21 protein-coding genes and 3 pseudogenes are annotated in these 19,715 nt (G+C 67.7%); 10 read left to right on the top strand and 14 right to left on the bottom strand.

All coding sequences use genetic code 11. The features are described 5' to 3' along the window. Positions 1-96: 96 nt before the first annotated feature. Positions 97-297 (top strand): annotated as a pseudogene (locus ACZ4LX_RS33575) (mobilization protein); the annotation flags it as partial. A 36-nt stretch (positions 298-333) separates the two neighbouring features. Here the strand turns inward: ACZ4LX_RS33575 and ACZ4LX_RS33570 are convergent. Both ACZ4LX_RS33570 and ACZ4LX_RS33565 read right to left on the bottom strand, forming a co-directional pair. Continuing rightward, the gene (locus ACZ4LX_RS33570; protein ID WP_402578110.1) at positions 334-894 is read right to left on the bottom strand and encodes a peptide deformylase; all 561 of its coding nucleotides are present in this window, start codon (positions 892-894) and stop codon (positions 334-336) included. A gap of 5 nt (positions 895-899) precedes the next feature. Continuing rightward, the gene (locus ACZ4LX_RS33565; RefSeq protein WP_467650752.1) at positions 900-1,850 is read right to left on the bottom strand and encodes a helix-turn-helix domain-containing protein; all 951 of its coding nucleotides are present in this window, start codon (positions 1,848-1,850) and stop codon (positions 900-902) included. 164 nt (positions 1,851-2,014) lie between these two features. Here ACZ4LX_RS33565 and ACZ4LX_RS33560 point away from each other — a divergent pair, with 164 nt between their 5' ends. The 4 genes from ACZ4LX_RS33560 to ACZ4LX_RS33545 are packed head-to-tail and all read left to right on the top strand — an operon-like array spanning position 2,015 to position 5,995. Continuing rightward, on the top strand, positions 2,015-3,169 hold the full coding sequence (locus ACZ4LX_RS33560) for a glycosyltransferase family protein (RefSeq protein ID WP_467650753.1): 1,155 nt from the start codon (positions 2,015-2,017) through the stop codon (positions 3,167-3,169). Continuing rightward, positions 3,166-3,870, top strand: coding sequence for a hypothetical protein (locus tag ACZ4LX_RS33555; protein WP_467650754.1), 705 nt, complete (start codon positions 3,166-3,168; stop codon positions 3,868-3,870). The genes ACZ4LX_RS33560 and ACZ4LX_RS33555 overlap by 4 nt, the downstream gene beginning before the upstream one ends. Then, entirely contained in the window at positions 3,867-5,102 is a 1,236-nt protein-coding gene (locus ACZ4LX_RS33550; RefSeq protein ID WP_467650755.1) for a hypothetical protein, read from the top strand. The genes ACZ4LX_RS33555 and ACZ4LX_RS33550 overlap by 4 nt, the downstream gene beginning before the upstream one ends. Next, positions 5,099-5,995 carry a glycosyltransferase family 2 protein gene (locus tag ACZ4LX_RS33545; RefSeq protein ID WP_467650756.1) on the top strand — a complete coding sequence of 299 codons (897 nt, stop codon included), beginning with the start codon at positions 5,099-5,101 and terminating at the stop codon, positions 5,993-5,995. The genes ACZ4LX_RS33550 and ACZ4LX_RS33545 overlap by 4 nt, the downstream gene beginning before the upstream one ends. Here ACZ4LX_RS33545 and ACZ4LX_RS33540 read toward each other — a convergent pair. Further along, a complete protein-coding gene (locus tag ACZ4LX_RS33540) occupies positions 5,953-6,453 on the bottom strand; it encodes a P-loop nucleotide/nucleoside kinase family protein (RefSeq protein ID WP_218087530.1) in 501 nt (166 codons plus the stop codon). The genes ACZ4LX_RS33545 and ACZ4LX_RS33540 overlap by 43 nt on opposite strands. Before the next feature lie 100 nt (positions 6,454-6,553). Here ACZ4LX_RS33540 and ACZ4LX_RS33535 point away from each other — a divergent pair, with 100 nt between their 5' ends. From ACZ4LX_RS33535 to ACZ4LX_RS33525, 3 genes are all read left to right on the top strand, one after another. After that, positions 6,554-7,462, top strand: coding sequence for an FkbM family methyltransferase (locus tag ACZ4LX_RS33535; protein ID WP_467650757.1), 909 nt, complete (start codon positions 6,554-6,556; stop codon positions 7,460-7,462). A 70-nt stretch (positions 7,463-7,532) separates the two neighbouring features. Beyond that, complete coding sequence (locus tag ACZ4LX_RS33530) at positions 7,533-8,012, top strand: NUDIX domain-containing protein (RefSeq protein WP_093760825.1); 480 nt, start codon at positions 7,533-7,535, stop codon at positions 8,010-8,012. A 114-nt stretch (positions 8,013-8,126) separates the two neighbouring features. After that, entirely contained in the window at positions 8,127-9,029 is a 903-nt protein-coding gene (locus ACZ4LX_RS33525) for an LLM class flavin-dependent oxidoreductase (RefSeq protein WP_093760823.1), read from the top strand. A 13-nt stretch (positions 9,030-9,042) separates the two neighbouring features. Here ACZ4LX_RS33525 and ACZ4LX_RS33520 read toward each other — a convergent pair whose 3' ends face one another. Together ACZ4LX_RS33520 and ACZ4LX_RS33515 are read right to left on the bottom strand one after the other, a co-directional pair. Continuing rightward, positions 9,043-9,702: a Pycsar system effector family protein gene (locus tag ACZ4LX_RS33520; RefSeq protein WP_161196766.1), complete on the bottom strand. Its 660-nt coding sequence runs from the start codon at positions 9,700-9,702 to the stop codon at positions 9,043-9,045. Continuing rightward, on the bottom strand, positions 9,699-10,631 hold the full coding sequence (locus ACZ4LX_RS33515; protein ID WP_467650759.1) for a hypothetical protein: 933 nt from the start codon (positions 10,629-10,631) through the stop codon (positions 9,699-9,701). Before ACZ4LX_RS33515 ends, ACZ4LX_RS33520 begins: the two co-directional genes overlap by 4 nt. A 351-nt stretch (positions 10,632-10,982) precedes the next feature. On the opposite strand from ACZ4LX_RS33515, the gene ACZ4LX_RS33510 reads away from it, so the two are divergent. Together ACZ4LX_RS33510 and ACZ4LX_RS33505 are read left to right on the top strand one after the other, a co-directional pair. Further along, positions 10,983-11,678: a Crp/Fnr family transcriptional regulator gene (locus ACZ4LX_RS33510; protein WP_161196768.1), complete on the top strand. Its 696-nt coding sequence runs from the start codon at positions 10,983-10,985 to the stop codon at positions 11,676-11,678. Positions 11,679-12,052: 374 nt separating this feature from the next. After that, on the top strand, positions 12,053-12,244 hold the full coding sequence (locus tag ACZ4LX_RS33505; protein ID WP_093760817.1) for a hypothetical protein: 192 nt from the start codon (positions 12,053-12,055) through the stop codon (positions 12,242-12,244). Between the two features lie 23 nt (positions 12,245-12,267). Here ACZ4LX_RS33505 and ACZ4LX_RS33500 read toward each other — a convergent pair whose 3' ends face one another. The 9 genes and pseudogenes from ACZ4LX_RS33500 to ACZ4LX_RS33460 form a co-directional block, all read right to left on the bottom strand. Continuing rightward, complete coding sequence (locus ACZ4LX_RS33500) at positions 12,268-12,810, bottom strand: hypothetical protein (protein ID WP_467650760.1); 543 nt, start codon at positions 12,808-12,810, stop codon at positions 12,268-12,270. Between the two features lie 125 nt (positions 12,811-12,935). Then, positions 12,936-13,184: pseudogene (locus tag ACZ4LX_RS33495) on the bottom strand (LLM class flavin-dependent oxidoreductase); the annotation flags it as partial. A gap of 235 nt (positions 13,185-13,419) precedes the next feature. Next, complete coding sequence (locus ACZ4LX_RS33490) at positions 13,420-13,770, bottom strand: peptidase inhibitor family I36 protein (RefSeq protein WP_467650761.1); 351 nt, start codon at positions 13,768-13,770, stop codon at positions 13,420-13,422. Positions 13,771-13,831: 61 nt separating this feature from the next. Then, a complete protein-coding gene (locus ACZ4LX_RS33485; RefSeq protein WP_467721348.1) occupies positions 13,832-14,023 on the bottom strand; it encodes a hypothetical protein in 192 nt (63 codons plus the stop codon). Between the two features lie 93 nt (positions 14,024-14,116). Beyond that, positions 14,117-14,584: pseudogene (locus tag ACZ4LX_RS33480) on the bottom strand (ATP-binding cassette domain-containing protein); the annotation flags it as partial. Between the two features lie 347 nt (positions 14,585-14,931). Further along, positions 14,932-15,474, bottom strand: a complete 543-nt coding sequence (locus ACZ4LX_RS33475) for an RNA 2'-phosphotransferase (protein ID WP_467650762.1) — start codon at positions 15,472-15,474, stop codon at positions 14,932-14,934. A 150-nt stretch (positions 15,475-15,624) separates the two neighbouring features. Continuing rightward, positions 15,625-16,596: a MerR family transcriptional regulator gene (locus ACZ4LX_RS33470; RefSeq protein WP_467650763.1), complete on the bottom strand. Its 972-nt coding sequence runs from the start codon at positions 16,594-16,596 to the stop codon at positions 15,625-15,627. Continuing rightward, positions 16,593-18,365: an SDR family oxidoreductase gene (locus ACZ4LX_RS33465; RefSeq protein WP_467650764.1), complete on the bottom strand. Its 1,773-nt coding sequence runs from the start codon at positions 18,363-18,365 to the stop codon at positions 16,593-16,595. Before ACZ4LX_RS33465 ends, ACZ4LX_RS33470 begins: the two co-directional genes overlap by 4 nt. Beyond that, positions 18,362-19,213 (bottom strand): M24 family metallopeptidase, encoded by an 852-nt coding sequence (locus tag ACZ4LX_RS33460; RefSeq protein ID WP_467650765.1) that lies wholly within the window; start codon positions 19,211-19,213, stop codon positions 18,362-18,364. Before ACZ4LX_RS33460 ends, ACZ4LX_RS33465 begins: the two co-directional genes overlap by 4 nt. Between the last annotated feature and the right edge of the window lie 502 nt (positions 19,214-19,715).

Raw genomic sequence — 19,715 nt, 5'->3', positions numbered from 1 at the left:
ACAGTGGCTCCACACCTACAATCACCACCGCGGACACACCGCGCTCAAGGGCCAACCACCCGCCAGCCGTGTCCCCAACCTCACGGGTCAGTACAACTAGGTACCGCTCGCCAGCCCGCCCGCGTCCTGATCACCCGCATCCAGCACACCAGCCGAAACCCCGCACTCAACCGCCGAGCCGAAGCCGCACGCCTCCGCTCGACGCTCGTTTCCACGCACAGCACACACCAGCCCCAAGCGCCAAGGCCCACCAGGGCATTTGCGCCCCTCACCGATCAACACCGCCAGCAGCGCTGACAGCTGGAAGGGAAAGGTCTGGCCCTGCCTCGGCTGCTACTGCTCGTAGGCCCACGCCTGGCCGGTCTGGCGGTACTCCTCCACAGGGATGGGAGCGACGCCCGTCCGCATCTGTGCGGTGTAGAGCAGGCCGTCGAGGTGGTCGATCTCGTGGTGGACCAACCGGGCGAGCCCTCGTTCGTAAGTGGTGGTCACCAGACGGCCCTCCAGCGTGGTGGTCTCCACGGTGATCCACAGCGGCCGAGGGACCATGCCGCGGACGTCGAAGAACGACAGGCAGCCCTCGTACTGCTCGTCTTCCTCGCTGGAACGGTCGGTGATTCGAGGATTCAGCAGGACGATCGCCGGAGCTTCGGGTGCGTGGGGCTGGACAACGGCGGCGGCGCGGCCGATGCCGATCTGGGGTGCCGCGATGCCCATGCCCTTGGCGAAGGGGTGAACTTGCCCGATCCGCTCCATCGAAGCGAACAGCCGCTCGATGGCCTGCTCGGCCGCCTCGCGCTCAGTCGGCAAGTCGAAGACGCGCGCCCGCTCAGCAAGAACGGGGGCCCCGCGCTGCACGACGCCGAGGTCCCGCATCTGGTCACTGGGTCGCATCTGGATCACCTGAACTCCCCGTTATCCGCTTCATGTTCGGGACTGGCCCGGAACCGCCACTCCAAACGGTATCGGGCGTGGAGCGCGGGTGCGGAAGTGCTCCAAGCGAAGACGCGCACTCCTCCCTCCTCGCGCTGGACCGGCGCCGTTCGCAGCGGCGCCGCTTCGGCGGTCATGGAGGTCTCGGTGCCCCACACAGCAGGGTCGAGTTCAGCAGGAAAGGCGAGTTCAACCACCAGATGCTCGGTAGGCAGGCGGACGGCGCGCTGGAACCAACGGCCCCACTTCTCCTCGCCCACCGAGTAGGCGTACTCGATCCACACCGATTCACCCGGGTAGAGAGGGAAGCGACCCCGCTTGTTCTCGAACAGCAGCCACACCTCTTTGAAGGCGTCACGATCGTGCTTGGCCTGCCAGCGCATCGCCTCCCCTCGACAGGTCGCGGTCAGCGAGAGCTCGTCCCAGGTCAGCGGATGCTCGCGATAGTGGGCGTTGGACTGTTCAGGCTCGCCGGGGTAGCGGTCGACGCTGATGCGGATCAGGTAACGGGTGATCGGCTCGCTTCCGGTGTTCCGCAGCAGCCGGCGCATCGTGAGCCTGTAGAGGCGCCCGTCGTAGTCGAGGCGGGCCGCGTCGTGCTCGACGACGATCGCCGAGCCGGTCGCGTATGGCTGCTCGGTCCGGCGGGGGACGGGTACGACCGTCGCCGGTGCCACGGGAGCCTTGGCCGTCTCGTAGTCCAGCCAGCGCTTCCAGATGGCCTTGCCGGCGTTCAGGGCCTCCTCCGCACGGCGGGCGAAGTCCCCCGTCGGCTTGTGCCGGCCCGACTCGACGTGGCTTACGTAAGACGGGTCGAAACCCATCCTTCTGGCCAACTCCCGCTTGGCCAGGCCCCGCACCTCACGCCAGTAGGCGACCTCCGCCGCGAACGCCTCGGCGGTTTGCTCAACCGTCAAGGCATCGTTCCGCGCATCCATCAAAGCCCCCGCCCCGGCCATCGGATGAGATGAATGAACCGTGAGTGATCTCGATTCACCATTCTGTCACGGCCCCGTCCGCCAGTTTGCTTCCTCTACCGGCCCAGGTCGACCCCCGGGCCCCAACGAGGAGGGTCTCAGCGATGCGCGTGCTGTATCTGCTCAACGTCTCCAACGCCAGTCAGCTGTCCGCTGATTCCGGCTACACCTTCGCCGACATGCTCGCCCCGGCCCTGACCGACGCCGGGGCAGAGGTGACCGTGGCCTCGCCCGTCCCGGTCGGCGACGCCCGCGTGCACTTCGCGCTCACCGCCTCGCCGTCCACCAAGTACCGGGCCCGCTTCGATCCCGGCATGGACGCCTTGGTCGCCCTGATCCGCGACCGGCGACCCGAGGTCGTGGTGGCCAATCAGATCGAGGCCGCTCCCGCGATCCGGGCCGCGCTCCTGGAAGCAGGGGTGGACGCACTGATCGCGGGCTACTGCCACTACCTGCCCTTCTCCTTCACCGACACCGGCGTCCTGGAGCTGGACCCCGCGATGAACGACCGGGGCCTGGGCCGCAGCGTGCTGCTGGCCTTCGCCGCTGGCCTCGGGGCCTGCGACCGCGTCCTCGTCCACTCCTCCACCGCAGCCTCCTGGACCGCCGCAGCCGCCGCCTGTACCGGCGTCGAACTCGGCGACAAGCTGTACATCGTCCCCGCCCCCAGGGACGTACGGCTGGTGCGCGACCCGGCCGACATCACCCCGCCCGCAGGCAGGGCCACCGGCATCTACAACCACCGCCTGTACAGGCACTACGGCATCGCCCGCTTCACCCAGCTCGCCCGCCGTCTCGTCGCCGACGCCCCGGTGCGGCTCACCGTGATGGACCTGTTCGGCACCCGCAGCCCTGAGCGCATCCGCCTCGACCCCAGCCCCGAACGGCACCTGGAGGAGTTGGCGACCACGGACGGCGTCACCATCGCCTCCGACCGCGGCGACCGCATCCGTTACCGCGACCTGCTGGCCGGCGCCCACTTCGGCATCGCCCCCTTCCGCCCGGGCTGCCCCTGGTCCATGTCCGTGATCGACTGCCAGGCGATGGGCCTGCCGGTGATCGGCCCACGCACCGGCTGGCTGGCCGAGCACATCGACAACGAGCTGCTGTTCGAAACCGACGAGCAGGCAGTCCGGATCGCCGAGCGGCTCGCCACGGATGCCGAGTTCTACCTGGTGCACGCCAAGCGCGCGCATGCCTCCACCGCCGACCTCACGCCCGCCGTGGTGGCAGCCCGTTACCTGGAGGCGATCAAGTGACCGGATTCGAGGCAGTGCAGCTCTCGTACGACGAGCCACTGGCCGGCTCTCTGCACACCCGCCTCACCCGGGTGCTGGGCGGCACCGTCAAGCGCCTGCACGGAGTGCGCGGGATGCGACGCGCCTACCGACTCACCGCTGAGCTGGTAGACACCGAACAGTTCTTCCTCGCGGATGGTGACTTCGCCATCGACCCCGAGTTCCCCACCGCAGCGGTCCAGCCTCTGGCCGACGGTGTGGCGATGCGGGTCTGGCAGGCGGTCAACCCGGTCAACGGCCTGACCTACGGCTACGGCGGCCTCAAGCTGATCCGTCGCTCGGCGCTCAGGGAGATGGGCCAAGCCGTCGACGTGCTGGCCGCACTGCCCGGCCGCATCGAGTTCTGCCGCCGGACCGCCGGGGTCACGCGGTTCAATCAGAGCCCCTTCCACGCGTGGAAGGCAGGCTTCCGAGAGTGCGCGATGCTGGCGCGCGGCAGCGAGTACGGCATGACTGACGCCTCCGCCCAGGAACGCGTTGCTGCCTGGACGGCCAGCCGCGACGGCGAATTCGCCGTCTATGCGGCGGCCGGCGCCCGTGACGGAATCGGCTTCGCCAAGGCCGCTGCCCGAGATACTGAGCGCTTCGAGGCTCTCAACGACCCGCCCTGGCTGCACCAGCACTTCACCACGCTGTACGGCGAACAGGCGGTCACCGGATGAGCACCGCTCCCGGGCCGCTGGTGCTGATCGAGCCGTACGCCCACCGGGGCGGCGGACATCACCAGCGCACGCTGGCGGCGCTCGCCCCCGAACGGCCGGGCAGCCTCGTCATCGCCCCCGGCGGCCTGAGCGAGGACCTGGCCCCGCTGGTTCGGTCGGGCGTCCGAGTCGCTGCCGGTCCGGCCGGGCCGGCAGCGAGGATCCTTATGGCCGTCGCACGGGCGGCAGCCCGCGTCGCTGCAGCCGGTCAGCGGGTATTCGCCACCCGGAGCTGGCCGCAGACGATCCGCAGGTCCCCGCACCAGGTCACCCTTCTCGCCAGGTGCCTGACCGAGGCCGCCTGTCTTCGTACCGCACGCCGTCTCGCCCCGCGAGCCTCGTCCGTGGTGATCCTCAGCGCGAGCGAGGCCCTGCACGGTGCCACCGCACTGCTCGGCGGGGCCCCGCACCTGCGGTTCGTCCACGAGGCGGTCACCACCGAAGATCGTCCCGTCCGGTGGCTGGGCCGGCTCGCCCGCAAAGGCGAGAAGCAGGTGATCGCGCTGTACCCGACCGCCGCCGTCCGTGAACAGGTCGGACCGCGCTTCCCTCACCTTCCCGGCGTGGTGAGGGCATTCGCGGTTGATGACGGATGCCCGCTGACCGACGCCGAACGCAACGGGGCTCGTAGCGCCTTCACGATCCCCGCCGACGCAACGGCGGTATGTGTGATCGGCGGCTGGTGGCCCTACAAGGACATCCCCACCATCGATGCCGCCCTCGCCCGCCTCACCGCCCCGCTTCACGTCCTGGTGTGCGGCACGCCACTGGACGACGCCGTCCTCACCCGCTGGCACCAACTACCCAACGTCCACCTGCACACCGTGCCCGGCCCGGTCGGTGATCAGGTGCTGCGGCTCGTGTACGCGGCAGCTGACGCGGCTCTCGTCGCCCGGAAGTCCGGCGTTGGCAAGGAATCCGGGCTGGTCATGGACGCCGTCCGCCTCGGCGTACCGCTGATCGTCTCCGCGCACGACCCCGAGCTGACCGCCCGCCTCGCCGGGGAGCCGTGGACCAGGCTCTTTCCCTCCCGTGATGCGGACACCCTCGCCAAGGCGCTGGACCAGCTCGCGGCAGACGTTCCCGCCCGCCCGGGTCCGTCAGCGTGCGGGGCTCTGGACATGAACTCGGCGGCCGACCAGGCCGCCTTCCTCACCGACACCTACACCCGCCTGATCAAGGAATGCCGATGAAAACACCCGTCTCTCCCGCCCTGGTCGCGGTGGTCGGCCCGGTCGAACCGGCCCTGCTGGCCGCCTGGACCGCCCACTACCGCCGGCTCGGCGTCGAGCGGTTCCACCTCGCTTTCCACTTCCCCGACCACATCCACGACGCCTGGCGGCACCAGCTCGTCGCAGCCAGCCACGACCTCGGCATTGTCCCTGCCCGGATCAGCACCGGCCCCTGGCACGAGCACACCAACACCCGGCTCCGCGACTTCCTGCGCGAGCAGGCAGGCCCCGACTGGCACCTGATCGCCGACTCCGACGAGTTCCAGACCTACCCCGCCCCGCTCACCGAGATGATCGCCTGGGCCGAGGCCGCCAAGCACAAGGTGATCGGTGGGCTGATGCTCGACCGCGCCACGAACGACGGCCGCTTGGCGCTGTGGCGCCCGGAAATCGGACTGGACCGGTCCTTCCCGCTCGGCGGGCACCTCACCCACCGGCTGCTCAAGGGCGATCCCCGCAAGATCGTCCTCGCCCACTCCTCGGTGGTTCTTGCGTCCGGCAACCACCGGGCACCGGGCCACAAGCCCGACCCGGACACGCTCGCATGCGTGCACCACTTCAAGTGGCGCTCGGGCGTCCTGGACGACCTGCGCCGAAGGGTCGACCGGTTCACGTCCGGCGAGTGGGCCGAGCACACCCCGGCCGTCCGCAGCGAGGCGTCCCGCCTGTTGCAGCACATCGACCGCCACAATGGCCGAATCGATGTCGCCGACCCGCGTCTGGTCTTCCGGCACGTCACGCTTGATCGGCTGCCGAGCGGCTGGGCCACCGAAGCCGCCAAGATCACAGCCATCTGGCGCCCGCACACGGCTCAGAGCCAGCCCGGCTCCACGATCTCCTCGCCCTCGTCCTGAGGCTCCTCGAAGCGGGCAAAGAAGTCGTCCAGCGCCTCCGGAGTCACGACCAGCGCGTTGGCGTCTTCCCGCTCATTGCGCTCCGCCAGCCTGCGCAGCAGCTCCTCGCGCTCCACCGGGAAGTACAGCAGCCGCCACCGGCCGCCGGCCGCCTCCACCAGCTCCTTCATCGCATCGCGGTCCTTACGCGGCCACAGCCCGTGGTCCCACACCACGTCCCGGCCCTCGGCGACCAACTCGGCGAGCCGCTCGTGCAGCTCGGCGACGACCGGAGCCTCCTTCTCGAAGTAGGTGTTCTCCGGGTAGTCGACGCCGTACCGACCGTGCCGTTCATGGACGACCTCGTCCACCGACAGCCGCACAGCGCCCTCCGGTTCCAACCTCCGCTGGGCATAGGTGGTCTTCCCCGAGCCGGTGAGCCCCACCAGCAGGAACACCACCGGAGTGCGCTCGGCCACCGCCACTCCCTTCAACACCACCAACGTCCCCTGGCCAGTCTGTCACCGTCGGCCGGCCCAGAGCCCCGTTCCACCTGACCACCACCCGAAGGAACCGCCCGTGTCCGCCTCCGCACTCGCCCGCGTGCTGCGGGCCTACGTCCGCTACGCCCCCGGAACTTTGGGCAAGGCCCGGCTCGTCGGTCGCTTCCTCGACGAGCACCTGCGAACCCACCCCGTCCACGCCACCGTAGGGCTGCGGTCCGGCGACAAGATCGGCGTGACCACCAGCGACGTCATCCAGCGCTACCAGTACCTGTTCGGCGAGTGGGAGCCCAACTTGAGCGCCTTCCTTCGTGACCGGCTTCGCCCTGGAGACACCTTCATCGACGTCGGAGCCCACCGAGGCGCTTTCAGCCTCCTCGCCTCCCACGTAGTCGGCCCCCACGGCCACGTCATCGCCGTAGAGCCCTCCCCGCGGTTCCACGACGACCTGACCGCCGCGATCTCTGCCAACCGCCGCACCAACATCCAGTCGATCCGATCGGCAGTCTCCGACACTCACGGCAGGCAGACCCTGTACCTGGAGGACCCCACCAACCTCGGCCACACCACCGCCGTGCGGCCCCGCCACGCCCACATGACCTTCGACGTACAGACCGCGCCCCTGGCCGGCCTCATCAGCAGCGCCCAGTTCGCTACCACTCGGGTCATCAAGATCGACGTCGAAGGCGCCGAAGCAGCAGCCGTCCGCGGACTCCTACCGGCGCTCACGCACTTGCCGGACGACGCGGAACTTGTCATGGAGATCACCCCTCGGCTCTTGGCCAAGCAGGGCGAGAGCGCCGCTGGGATCATCGACATCCTGAGCGAGAACGGCTTCCACGCGTACAACCTCGCCAACGACTATGACCCGGCCACCTATCCCAGGACCATGCGCCACCCGCAGCCGCCCGTTCGATGCACCACGGTCCCCGAGGAGATGACCGACCTGGTGTTCTCGCGCACCGATGCGGACCACCTCGCATGAGGGAGCCGGCACCCCCTGATGCCGGCATGACCCCGAAGAATCCGAAGTACATCGACAAGGAGCGGACCCGGTGAGCAGCAACAGTGTGATGAACAGTCGCAATGCGGTCTGCGTGATCGTCCACGACAAGAACACTGACACGGTCGCATCCCTGCTCTACGGGGCCCGTAGCTGGTCCCCGAAACCGGTCTGGACCCTTCCCGGCGGCAAGGCCGAACCCGGCGAACCCCTCGACGAGGCCGCCGCCCGCGAACTCAAGGAGGAGACGGGCCTTCTCGTCGACCCGGCCAACCTCTCACTCGTCCACGTCGTTCACGTCGAGCAGGGCTGGGACCGGGCTGGGCAGTTCGTGCTCTTCGCCTTCGCCACCGACACGTGGACCGGTGAACTGACCAACGCCGAACCGGACAAGCACCTGGCGGTTCAGTGGCTCGCGTCCGAATGCCTTCCCGAGCCCGCGTTCCCGACCGCCGCGCAAGCCCTCGCTGCGTACAGGGACGGCGGCCCGTCCTTCTCCCGCTACGGATGGCCGGCCACCGTCACGAGGTGAATCTTCTCGCTGTTCTGGGCTGCCCGGCGGCCACACGGCACCCCGGGGCCTGAACAGTGGGGACTCGCCTACGTCGAGCCGAGACCAGGACGCGCTCGACGTAGGCTCACCGGCATGAGCCTGCGCCTGAGCACCGTGATCCTTCCTGTCGACCGCTGGCACGAGGGTGGCCGCGCCAAGTGGCAGCGCGCCGAGGAACTCGGCTTCCACGCCGCGTACACCTACGACCACCTCTCCTGGCGCAGCTTCCGCGACGGCCCGTGGTTCGGCGCGCTGCCCACCCTCACCGCAGCCGCCACGGCTACGGACCGCTTGCGCCTGGGCACCTTGGTTACGTCGCCAAACTTCAGGCACCCAGTGACGCTCGCCAAGGAACTGATCTCGCTCGACGACATCTCCGGCGGACGCGTCACCCTCGGCATCGGCGCTGGCGGCAACGGCTTCGACGCCACCGCACTCGGCCAGGATCCGTGGACGCCCAAGGAGCGGGCGGACCGGTTCGGCGAGTTCGTGCCACTGCTCGACCGCCTGCTCACCGAGGGCGCCGTCTCACAGAAGGGCGATTTCTACACGGCCGAGGAGGCCCGCAACCTCCCCGGCTGCGTACAGCGGCCCCGCCTGCCGTTCGCGGTGGCTGCGACCGGCCCACGCGGCCTGAAGCTCGCAGCGAAGTACGGGCAGGCGTGGGTGACGACCGGTGACCCGAAGCTGTACGAGGAGGGGACCCCGGATCAGTCGGTGGAGGCCCTGCGCGGACAGATCGCGAGGCTCGGCAAGGCGTGCGTCGAGGCCGACCGTGACGTGGCCGACCTCGACAAGATCCTGCTCCACGGCTTCACCCCCGACCGGAACAGGCCGCTGGAGTCCGTAGACGCCTTCGTCGACTTCGCTGGCCGCCACCAAAAGCTCGGCTTCAACGAGCTGGTAATCCACTGGCCGATCCCCGACTCTGACTTCGCTGCAGACGAGGCCGTGTTCAAGCGAATCGCCACGGAGGCTGTCGGGCAGCTCGGGTGACCGGGAAGGACCACTAGTGGCGGGAAACGATCAGAGCAATTAGAGCAAGACAGATAAGGCCGACACGCAGCGCCCGTATGGCACGGTTAGCCCATACGTACTTTCTATTCGCAACGAGCGAATTCGCGTGCACTTGTAGCGCAATGTGGTTTGTGATCTCTTCAGCGTTTCCAGTAAGCGCAGATAGCACCTGAGCATATGTCGGTGCATCGTGCTCGTATTGACGCTTTACATCGCCGTAGAAAAGAAGGTTAGTTGGGCTGCGCTCGGCGTCAGCCTGCGCCGGCGCGCTTTCACCTTCGTCATCAGGATCACTGCGCCCAGCCCACATGGCACGCACCTTTGCGCGTAGTTCACCAGGCAAAGGAGGTTTCAGCTGAGGCGCAAGGGCCGCCATGGCAAACAGACCAGCTATAAAGATCATGAGACAGCCGACGACTGCAACGACGTCAAGGACTACACCTGGGTTACTCCGGCCCTTCAGCAAGTTGTAGGCGACCCCGCCAGCCACACCAGCAGCGGCCAGGGTTGCGACGCTCTTCGTCTCGGCATGCTTCACCCAATCGTTTACAAGATTCAGCGCCTTCCACGCATGCTCCGGCTGAAGATTGTTTTCGCTCGGGATCCCTTCTCCGCCTTCCCTATCGGCCGAGGGGTCATGCTGCGGCATCATGAGAACAGCCCAGTACGTCGCGCACGCAACGATTGGCGTTCCTGCTGCGCCTTCACCCAGATCGCCTCACGCATTTGGGCCGACGCTGCCGCCCGTTTAAGATGCTCGACGTCGTGACGCTTCCTTTCGCCGCGTAGAACGGCCGCACAGTATTCCTCCCCGTGGGTGGAACACCAAGTGGAGGACAATACTCGCCCTTGCGCCTCTGGGTCTCCGTCAGGGAGCCGATCGATGGCGTGGTCTTCCCATAGGGTGTCAGACGGCCCCTCGCCGCATGGACAGGTGTAAGCCAGGTAGTCATTCTTCTCGACCCGGTCCCATACGCTGCCAGTCACAGCCATGCGGTGTCGATCGACGGACTGTGCTGCCTTAGCCGCGTAGTTGACAGCCTTGCCCGCCCAAACTGGCTCCTGCTGGTTGAGGTTGCGGGGCGTACCGACCCGCTTGACGAGAAGGCGACTGGAGGCGACACCGACCTTGTACCCGGTGCTGGGAAGTTGGGGGTCGTTCGGCCACCGGGCCTCAAGACGCTCCACCAAGTCGACGCTGAACGTCTTGACGGTGATCCCGGCGGCCAGCGCACGCTCGTATCGGAGGCCCCCCCAGAACAGCGCAAACGCGCCGTCCCCCTGAATCGCCAGGAAGTTGGCCTCGAACTCGTCGAAGATGCTCACGACTCCGCCGGTGCTGGCCTCGTAGATGCTGGCCGTACTCGCAGCCCACTTCGCAGTGCCCAACTTGGTCGAGCCCTTCAAGTCCGCCACCACAGCGACCGCCTCGGTAACCTTGTGCCACTTCCTCGCCGTGATCGGCAGCGCCGACACATCAAGGTTGTGGCCTCTATCAACCACATCTGGGGTGGACGCGAACTCGTCCTTCGCCTTCTGGTCGAGGGCCTTTAGCAAGTCCTCAAGTCTTACCTCAGTCACGGACACCCCTCCCACTCGCCGGTGCTGTTCACACGGTACGGGAGGGGTATGACAGCACTGGGCGAGCGCAGGACGGCAGCCGACAGTTGCCGGCGGAGGCGGCAGCGGACTTGGCGATGCTCGACATGGCATCCGGCCCTCACACGAGCGAACCACATAGCTGCTCCGAAGCAAGGTCTCCGCAACCTGGCCGGGGATATAACAGACGCACTAGACCCGCACGTTCGCAAGTCGGACCGCCCTCTGGGAACATCGACCCAACCGGACCCAGAACACGGAGGTGCCCGTGTGAGTGCCGATTCACAAGCGGCTGGTGACCCTGTCCGGCCACCTGCGTACAGGCACGACCCGATGCACGACGACTGGCCCACCAGCACTTACCTGGGCCTCCTGCCCAAGCGCGCACGACAGGCTCTCCTGCGGGCTGGCAGAGGGATGGACTTCCAGCCCGGCTCGCCGATCATCAGGCAGGGAGAGCATGCGTCCCACCTATTCCTGATCGAGGAGGGGCTTGTCAAAGTCTCGTCTGCGACTGCGGAAGGACATGTCAGTCTGCTCGCTATCCGCGCCGCAGGCGACGTGGTCGGAGAACTGGCCGCGATCGACGGGGCGCCCCGTTCTGCCACGGTGACCGCCGTTGGGACGGTGCGGGCCCGTGCCATCCACCATGACGAGTTCGTACGGTTGTTCCGCGAGCAGCCGGAGGTTGCTCTTGGCCTGGTGACGGCCGTAGCTGGCAAGTTGAGAGCAGCCAACAGAGCGCGGGAAGACACCAGCGGGTACCCACTCCATGTTCGGCTGGCCAGAACCCTCGTGGAGCTTGCGGAGACCTACGGAGAGCCCACAGAGCATGGCACCACCATTGCCGTCCCGCTGAGCCAGGAAGACCTGGCTGCGCTCAACTCCGCTTCCATGGCGGGATTGACGCGCTCGCTCCGCCACCTCAGGGAGCTCGGCCTCATTGGCACCAGCTACAGGCGCCTGACAGTGCTCGACCTGGACGGCCTGAGTGATCTTGCTGCGCTGCCCCACTCGGACGACCACTGACCACCGGTCCCCCGATGGTGTCGTAGCCGTTCTACGCAGGATTAGCGACAAGCGGATGGACATACGTAGGCGAGAGCTGCGGGCTACCACCCCCGCGACTCTCCCTACGTCCTCACTGCGGCAGGCTCGGCAAGAGCATCCGGCTACAGCCTGACCAGGGTAAACACTGACTCCGTATCAAGACCTGCTCAAATGAGAGAGTCTCGTGATCCCTCCACCCCTCTCACCTCCCTCCGAGAGAACCCTAGAGATCAAAGCCTTGGGCTCGTAGCGTGGTTCTCGCCGACGGTTCGCATGGGCGGGCGTCCCCTACCAGGGCGCTCAGGACTCGCCGGCGATGGGCTCGGCAATCAACCTCTCCCAGGGAGACAGCATTGAACACTGACATTTGGATCGCAGCGGTCAGCGCGGCCGTCGCGCTGACCGCTCTTGGGCTTGCGGCCTTCGCCATCGCCAGGATGAGCAGGGCCGCTCCTGTCAAGGTGGCGGTGGTGATCGCTGCTCTGACCGGATTCATCACCGCAGTTCCGTTGCTCATCACGGCGTTCGACTCGTTCCGAGTCTAGAAGTGTCCGGTCAGGGGAGCCCTTCACTCAGAAGCGGCGACGATTGGAGCCGTCGAGAGCGGACGGCCCCATTCCGGAATGCCGGCAACGATCTGAAGAGGGCTTCCCTGATGCCGGAACGGTTGTGCACCAAGCAGTTCCGCCTCCTGCGAGAGTTGGGCCTGCCATCCGACGATCTGCTGATCGCTGGCAGCGCGCCCTTGTACGTCAGAGGGCTGCGGGACCAGATGAGCGACCTTGATGTCGTTGCGCGGGGGGAGGCACTTCGACGGGCGCTTCTGCTCGGCGAAGCCCAACCGGCCCCATTCGACGGTGCCCTCTCCATCCGTTTGATGGGAGGACAACTGGAGATCACCAATGCCTGGTTCGTAAGCATCTTCGGTGGCGTGGAGGAACTGTTCGCCCGGATGGAAAGAATCGGAGATCTTCAGTTCCTGACCCTCTCCGACACGGAAACGTGGAAGCGACGGCTCAGTCGACCGAAGGACCGGATTGACCTCCTGAGGATTGCCGATTCGGCCAGGGAAGATAGGGCAGCTCGGGGTGGGATTGCAGGCGGTATGCAACCCGCACCCCATACGTCAGGTTGGGAGTCTCGACGCCAGACACGGATTGCCCCCACACCCGCCGCTCGCCAAAAGCCTCAGCCGTGATTAGCGTACGAGGCTTGACCATTCGCTGGTCGGTGCCTGATGGGTAAACGAGGCTTGACTGACGTGACGAGGGTGCCCAGGCGGATACGTTCCGTCACGCTTGCGGCAGCCGTCAGGGTCGGGACCGCACCGAACCAAGGCCCGTCGCGGAACGGTACGCGCCAGGACAGGTGGTCGTACGTGTACGCCGTGTGGAAGCCGAGTTCCTCGGCGCGTACCCAGGCGTCCCGGGAGCCCTCGTGCCAACGGCGGTAGGGCAGGATCACGGTGCTCAGGCGCAGACTCATGCCTCCGAGCCTACGGTGACGTTCAGCGGGTTCGGACGGTGCCGGTGTTCAGAGGCGGTTTCACCCTCATGGCCGGAGGCGGGCACGAACCTGGCTGGACGCCTCGTCACGGTCATGGCCCGTGACGAGGCGCGGTCACATCTCCAAGCGGCACGACCGCCCGCACATCAGCATCGGCGGTTCGTGGCCTGAGGACGACTTCGCGCTCCAGCTCAGTGGCGAAGGCGACGCGTTACTACTCCGCTGTGACCACGGAAGCGGCGAGGGACGCCCGGCTTCCGCCGGCCTCGACCTGGTCGAGGTACTGCGTGCACTCGCCGTCCACATAGAGCCCGACGGGCGAGGTGCTGTTGTTGACTATCGAGCGTGCCGCGATCGTGGAGCGGCACCCTGGCGTCGCGACGAAGTCCAGGATCTGCGCGGTTCCCTGGTAGTTGGCTTGCGGATAGAAGCAGACGGCGCCCTTCGGGCAGGTGTCCGCCGCCGGGGCCGCGCCTGCCTGCGCGGCCGTGAGGGGGAACAACACGGCGATCAGCGGAATGACAAAGCCGACGGGAACTACCACGCGTCTACGAACTCCGGACATGTATGGCTCCTTGGGGCATGGTGGGTGGAAGGGCGGCAGGCGGTGGGCGCTGCCGGCCGGGTCACGGGCTCGCTTCGGGCCCTGCCCAGTGACCGATGCCGATGCTCGTGTCGAACTGCCGCATGCGGCGCGGTACGAGATCGGGTGTGGGGGCGGCCAGTCCGTCGACGACCCGGCCGTCGACGACCCGGCCGTCGGAGAGGAAGACCACGCGGTCGCAGTGGCCGGCCGCGAGCGGATCGTGGGTGACCACGACGATGGTCCTGCCCGGTTCGTGCATGCACCGGCGCAGGAGGCCGAGGATGAACGCGGCCGCGCGCGAGTCCGGACTTCCGGTGGGCTCGTCGGCGAAGAGGATCTCCGGGCCACCTGCCAGGGCGCGCGCGCAGGCGACCCGCTGTTGCCCTCCGGACCTCCGGACAGCTGAGCAGGGCGGTGTCCGAGCCGGTTTCCGAGGCCGAGCGTGTCGATGGCCCGACGCAGCCACCGCTGGTCCGGCCGACGTCCGGCGACGGTCAGCGGCAGAACGATGTTCCCCAGCACGGTCAGCGCCCGGATCAGATGGAACGCCTGGAAAGACGAAGCCGATCCGGTCCCTGCGCAACCGAGTCAGGGCGCGGTGGCCCAAGCGGGACAGTTCCACGTTACCGAGCCACGCCTCCCCCGAAGTACCGGAGTCGAATCCGGCCAGGCAGTGCATGAGCGTGGACTCGCCCGAGCCCGACGGCCCCATGATTGCAGCGAATTCGCCGCGGCGGAAGGAGACGTTGACCCGGTCGAGGGCGGCGACCCGATCATTCGGGCACCCGTACACCTTCGGCAGGGACACCGCGGTGGCCACCGCTTCGGGATCGACGAGTGGCGTGTGGTGGCCCTTATGGGGCGATTGCTTCGACGTCAGTCATGTCCGGCCTCCACGGCGCTCCATGCTGGTTCGGCTGCGTCCCCGGCGGGGGCGCGGTGTATGGCGAAGGCTCGTGTCACGGCCAGGGCGAAGATCGTTGCGGCGGCGGGCGCCTCGTGGCGAGGACGAAGGCGTGAGCCGCGAACCCGGCACGAGCGGGACCGAAGGGTACGACGGCCTGGGCGAGGAACCCGATCCCGCTGTGTGCCCGGCCCTGAAGTAAGGGCGGGGCCGGCTTCGCCGGGGCGACGGTGGCGTCAGCCGGCCAGCCGTAGGAATTGCGGGGGTACGGCGGCAGCGAGCCAGACCCCGTTGGCGCTCACGTAGAAGACGTGTCCTGCCCGGTGCATGGAGCCCGCGTCCACGGACAGGACGACGGGTCGGCCCCGCCGGGCCCCGACGCGGGTCGCCGTCTCGCGGTCGGGTGAGAGGTGGACATGCGTACGGTCCATCGGGCGCAGTCCTTCGTCCCGGATCGCGTCCAGGGACCTGGCGACCGTGCCGTGATAGAGGTACGCGGGCGGGTCGGCGGGGGGCAGGGCCAGATCCACGTCGACGGTGTGCCCCTGGCTTGCGCGGATGCGGTCGCCCTCGATGGCGAAGCGCTGCTTGTCGTTGGACGCGACGACATGGTCGAGCTCGGCGCGGGTGAGCGGAAAGCGGTGGTGGTCGAGAGCCCGCAGCAGCTCGTCGATCGTCACCCAGCCGTTGGCGTCCAGCGTGAGACCGATCCGACCGGGCTGATGCCGGAGGTGTTTCGAGAGATATTTGGACACCTTTACGGTGCGTCTTTCGTCCATCACGACAGCGTGCCCGCGACCTCCTCTCCGGCGCATCCGGATATGGCTGCCGATTTCCAGCGGCAAATTCTGTGCCCACAGGTTTGATCCACAGCCAACTCGCGTTATCCACAGGTTATTTGAGGATTCTGTGGACAAGTGACCTGCATTTTAAGGCCTTTGATCAAGTATGGGTGCTTTGAGGCGAGATGGGGCAAGTGCTTCCAATGTTCGGCCATGTACCTCTCGTTCGGTCGCCGCTGTGATGAACAATGCGATGTTCTCTCGTCCAACCAGACGCTCCACAGCCCCGATTGTCGTCGCTGGAAGCGCGACGGATGTCGGTGGCGGTAGTGCTGAATGTCCGGTGAAGGGACCATCTGCGGCAAGGTGATGTTCCAGATGCCGTGTGGCGAACGTCCGCATGGCCCGGGCCAGTTCGGCGTCCACTGTCTGCTGGGCCAGTGGGCGCAGTCGGCGGACCATCGAAGCCGCTTCGGCCGCGTCGGCATCCGTCGGCGGGCGGTGGCCGAGATACCGGGCGAAGACGTGCTCCGTCGTGAACTCCAGGAAACGGGAAGCTATCTGCTCCACCTGGCCCCGAAGCTCCCGCAGATGACCGGAGATTGCGCTCAGAGGTACGCCAGCTGCGTGCAACTCCACGGCAACCGCGAGCTCTTGCGGGCTGGGGACAAGGAACTCGTCGTCGCAGCCCGGGATTGGTTCGAGCACCCCCAGTTCCACCGCTTCCGAGACCGCCCCGTCGTCCGGCGGTCCGCCGAACTTCGCTTCCAGTTCCGCACGGGTGACGCGGTCGGCCCGCTCGTCCGTCCACGGCCCGTGCACCTCGGCAACGAGCCCGAGCACGCCGCCGAGTCCGCGTCCTGTGTCCCAGGCCTCCAGCAACTCCTTGATGCTGGCCAGGGTGTAGCCGCGGTCCAACAGGTCGGCGATCTGTCGGAGCCGGGCGAGATGGGTGTCCCGGTAGACATTGGCCCGGCCCCGCCGCTCCGGTGTCGGCAGCAGTCCGCGGTCCTGATAGGCGCGGATGGTGCGGACCGTGGCGCCACTGGCGTGGGCGAGGTCCTCGATCCGGTATTCGGCAGCTGTGCGGCCGGCCGCCTGCGGCCCGGTCGTGCTCACAGCGGCGGCTTGAGCCGGGCGATCCCGCGCAGCACTCCCGGACTGAGCCGGGACACGAACCGGGCGGCATGGGACTCCGGCGTCACCGGGACGACGGCCTGATTGCGCGCGACCGCTCTGAGGACCGCTTCGGCGACCTTCTCCGGTGGATAGTTGCGCTTCCCGTACAACTTGCTCGTCCGTGTGCGCAGCCGCTTCTCCTCCGCCGCGTCCGTCCCGGCGAAGCGCGTGGTCGCGGTGATGTTCGTGTTGACGATGCCGGGACAGATCGCGCTGACACCGATCGACTTCTCGGCCAACTCGGCGCGCAGGCATTCGCTGAGCATGAGCACGGCGGCCTTCGACGTGCTGTACGCGGGCAGCGCCCGGGAGGGCTGATACGCGGCGGCGGAAGCGGTGTTGACGATATGGCCGCCCTGTCCCCGATCGGCCATCTGCTTGCCGAAGAGCCGACAGCCGTGGATGACACCCCACAGATTCACGTCGAGGACGCTCTTCCACTCCGCGGAGGTCGTGTCCAGGAACGAACCGGAGAGCCCGATGCCGGCGTTGTTGACCAGGATGTCGACGATGCCGTACTCCTCCGCGACCTTGTCGGCCAGCTTCTCCATGGCTTGCTCGTCACTGACATCGACGGTCTCGGCCCAGGCGGCCGGAGCGCCGATCAGTTGGGCCAGCTCCGCCGTCCGGCTCGCTCCCTCCGCATCTCGGTCCACGGCCACCACACGGGCGCCGGCCTCGGCGAACGCGAAGGCCGTAGCCCGCCCGATCCCGCCTGCCGCGCCCGTCACCAGGACGAGCTGCCCGCCGAACCGCTCCGCGTACGCCCCCTTGGGCGCGACGTCCCGCACCGGCACACCGCCTTGAGCGGTCGTCTCGTTGGCGGTGGCGAAATCACCGATCCAGGAAGCCAGCTGGTCCGGCCTGGTGCGTGGTACCCAGTGCTTGGCCGGCAGCGACCTGCGCGTCAGCTTCGGCACCCAGGTGTCGAGGTCGGCATAGAGCTGTTCCGAAAGGAATATGTCCCCGGTCGGGGTGATCAGCTGGACCGGTACATGCGCGAACGCGTCGGCTCGCGGTCTGCGGAGCCGGGATCGGACGTTGTCGCGGTAGAGCCAGGCCCCGTGTGCCGCGTCATCGGGCAGGGAGGGGGTCGGATAGTCGCCCTGCGGAACCTTCTCCAGCCGCTCCAGGATGCGCGGCCACCGCTTGCCGAGCGGGCCGCGCCAGGCGAGTTCCGGAAGGACGGGCGTATGCAGCATGTACACGTACCAGGACTTGGCGCCCTGGCCCAGCAACTGGCCGATCCGGCGCGGGGTGGGCCGGGACATCCGCTGCTTGATCCAGTGCCCGAAGTGGTCCAGTGACGGGCCGGACATCGAGGTGAAGGAGGCGATCCGGCCCTCGGTACGGCCGACCGTGGCGAACTCCCACGCCTGCACCGAACCCCAGTCGTGCCCGACCAGGTGGACCGGCCGGTCCGGGCTCACCGCGTCGACGACCGCCAGGAAGTCATCGGTCAGTTTCTCCAGCGTGAAGCCGCCGCGAAGCGGCACCGGCGCCGTGGATCTGCCGTGACCGCGCACGTCGTACAGCACGACATGCCACTGCTCGGCGAGCTGCCGGGCAACCTGGGCCCAGACCTCCTTGCTGTCCGGATAGCCGTGTACCAGCACGATCGTCGGGTGTGCCGCGTCGCCCAGCTCCACCACGCACAGTTCGATGCCGCCCGTGGACACCCGGCGCTCGCGCGCCTCCGGCAGACTCACGCCGCCATCCTTTCCTCGGCCCAGCGCCGCACATGCGGCAGATCGTCGTCCAGCCAGAAGGCACTCTGTTCGGGATCCCGTGAGTCGGTGACGACCAGGATCTCCTCGAACTTCGCTCCGGTGCCCCGGAATCCGAGATGGGGCTCGACCGCCCACAGGCCCGGCTGCGGAGGATGGTCCGAGAAGCGGTACGGACTCCAGAGCGGCGACCAGCCCTCGCGGTGACCGTGCACCGCATCGCTCAAGAGCCCCTTGAGCGACTGCGTTCCGAAGCCGAACACCTGGGGCGACCAACGCCGTTCGGTAACCCGGTCGACCTTGTGGGCGATGACTCCGAAGGGGTACGCGCGATGCCGGTTGGCATAACCCTGCTGGATCATCAGGCGCTCGACGTCCTCGTAGATCTCGCGCAGCGGACGCCGTTCGCGTACTTCGCGCAGGATCAGCTCGCGGTGCCCTTGGAGATCGTCGAGCAGCCGGTCGTGCAGGGGGTTCAGCCCGAGGCAGCCTGCGTATCCGATATCAGCGGTGAATCCCTTGTACACCGGGGCCATATCGAGGATGAACGGCATCCCGGGCTCCAGGCGGCGGTTGGTCGGGAAGAACTGCAATGGCACCTTGAAGCCGGTGAACGCCGTGCGGTCCCCGAACCAGGCGAACGGGAGGTGGAACCAGTCGCGCACCCCGCGCTCGCTCAGCCAACTCCGCTGCATCCGCGCAGCTTCGCGCTCCGTCACCCCCGGCTTCAGACGGGCGGCGACCGCTTCCGCGCAGGCGTACGCGAGACGTTGCACTTCCCTGAACCCCTGAAGATCCGGGCTCCGTTCGTCCTTGACGCGCGAGACCATGCCACCGTCCGTTTCCTGCCGTGTGCGGTACGTGCCCGTAACGTGACACTGATGAATGTGACAATGTTCGGCGGCTGCGTCAAGGGGCGTGCGTAGCCTGTGGACAACCGCAGGGTCCGCGGGGTCGAACGCCTTCGTGCCGCCGGGTCGAACGCCAAGGCTCCGCCCGCCCGGACGCCCTGTTCCCGCCCGTGGGAGGCCAAGGCTCCGCCCGGTTGGACGCCGTGCTCCCGGCCGGGTCCGGGGTGTCGGCACCGCGCGTCGGAAGTACCGGTTCCGCCCGTCGGAAGTGCCGGCCCCGCGCGTCGGAAGTACCGGCTCCGCCCGTAGGGCACACCGGCTCGCCCCGTCCGGCGCGCCCGGACCACCCCGCGGTCCTTCTTCATGGGGTCCCCCTACGGGTCCGTACATCTGGAGTCTGACGGGAATCCAGCCGCCAGGTCTGACGACCGGTGTGGCCCGCGCCACTACCGTCGATGACGTGACTGTGATTGCGACCGAA

The sequence above is a fragment of the Streptomyces sp. NPDC026062 genome (assembly GCF_055568375.1).
Note: the sequence above shows the minus strand (reverse complement) of the source record. Positions and strands in the feature narration are given on the sequence as shown.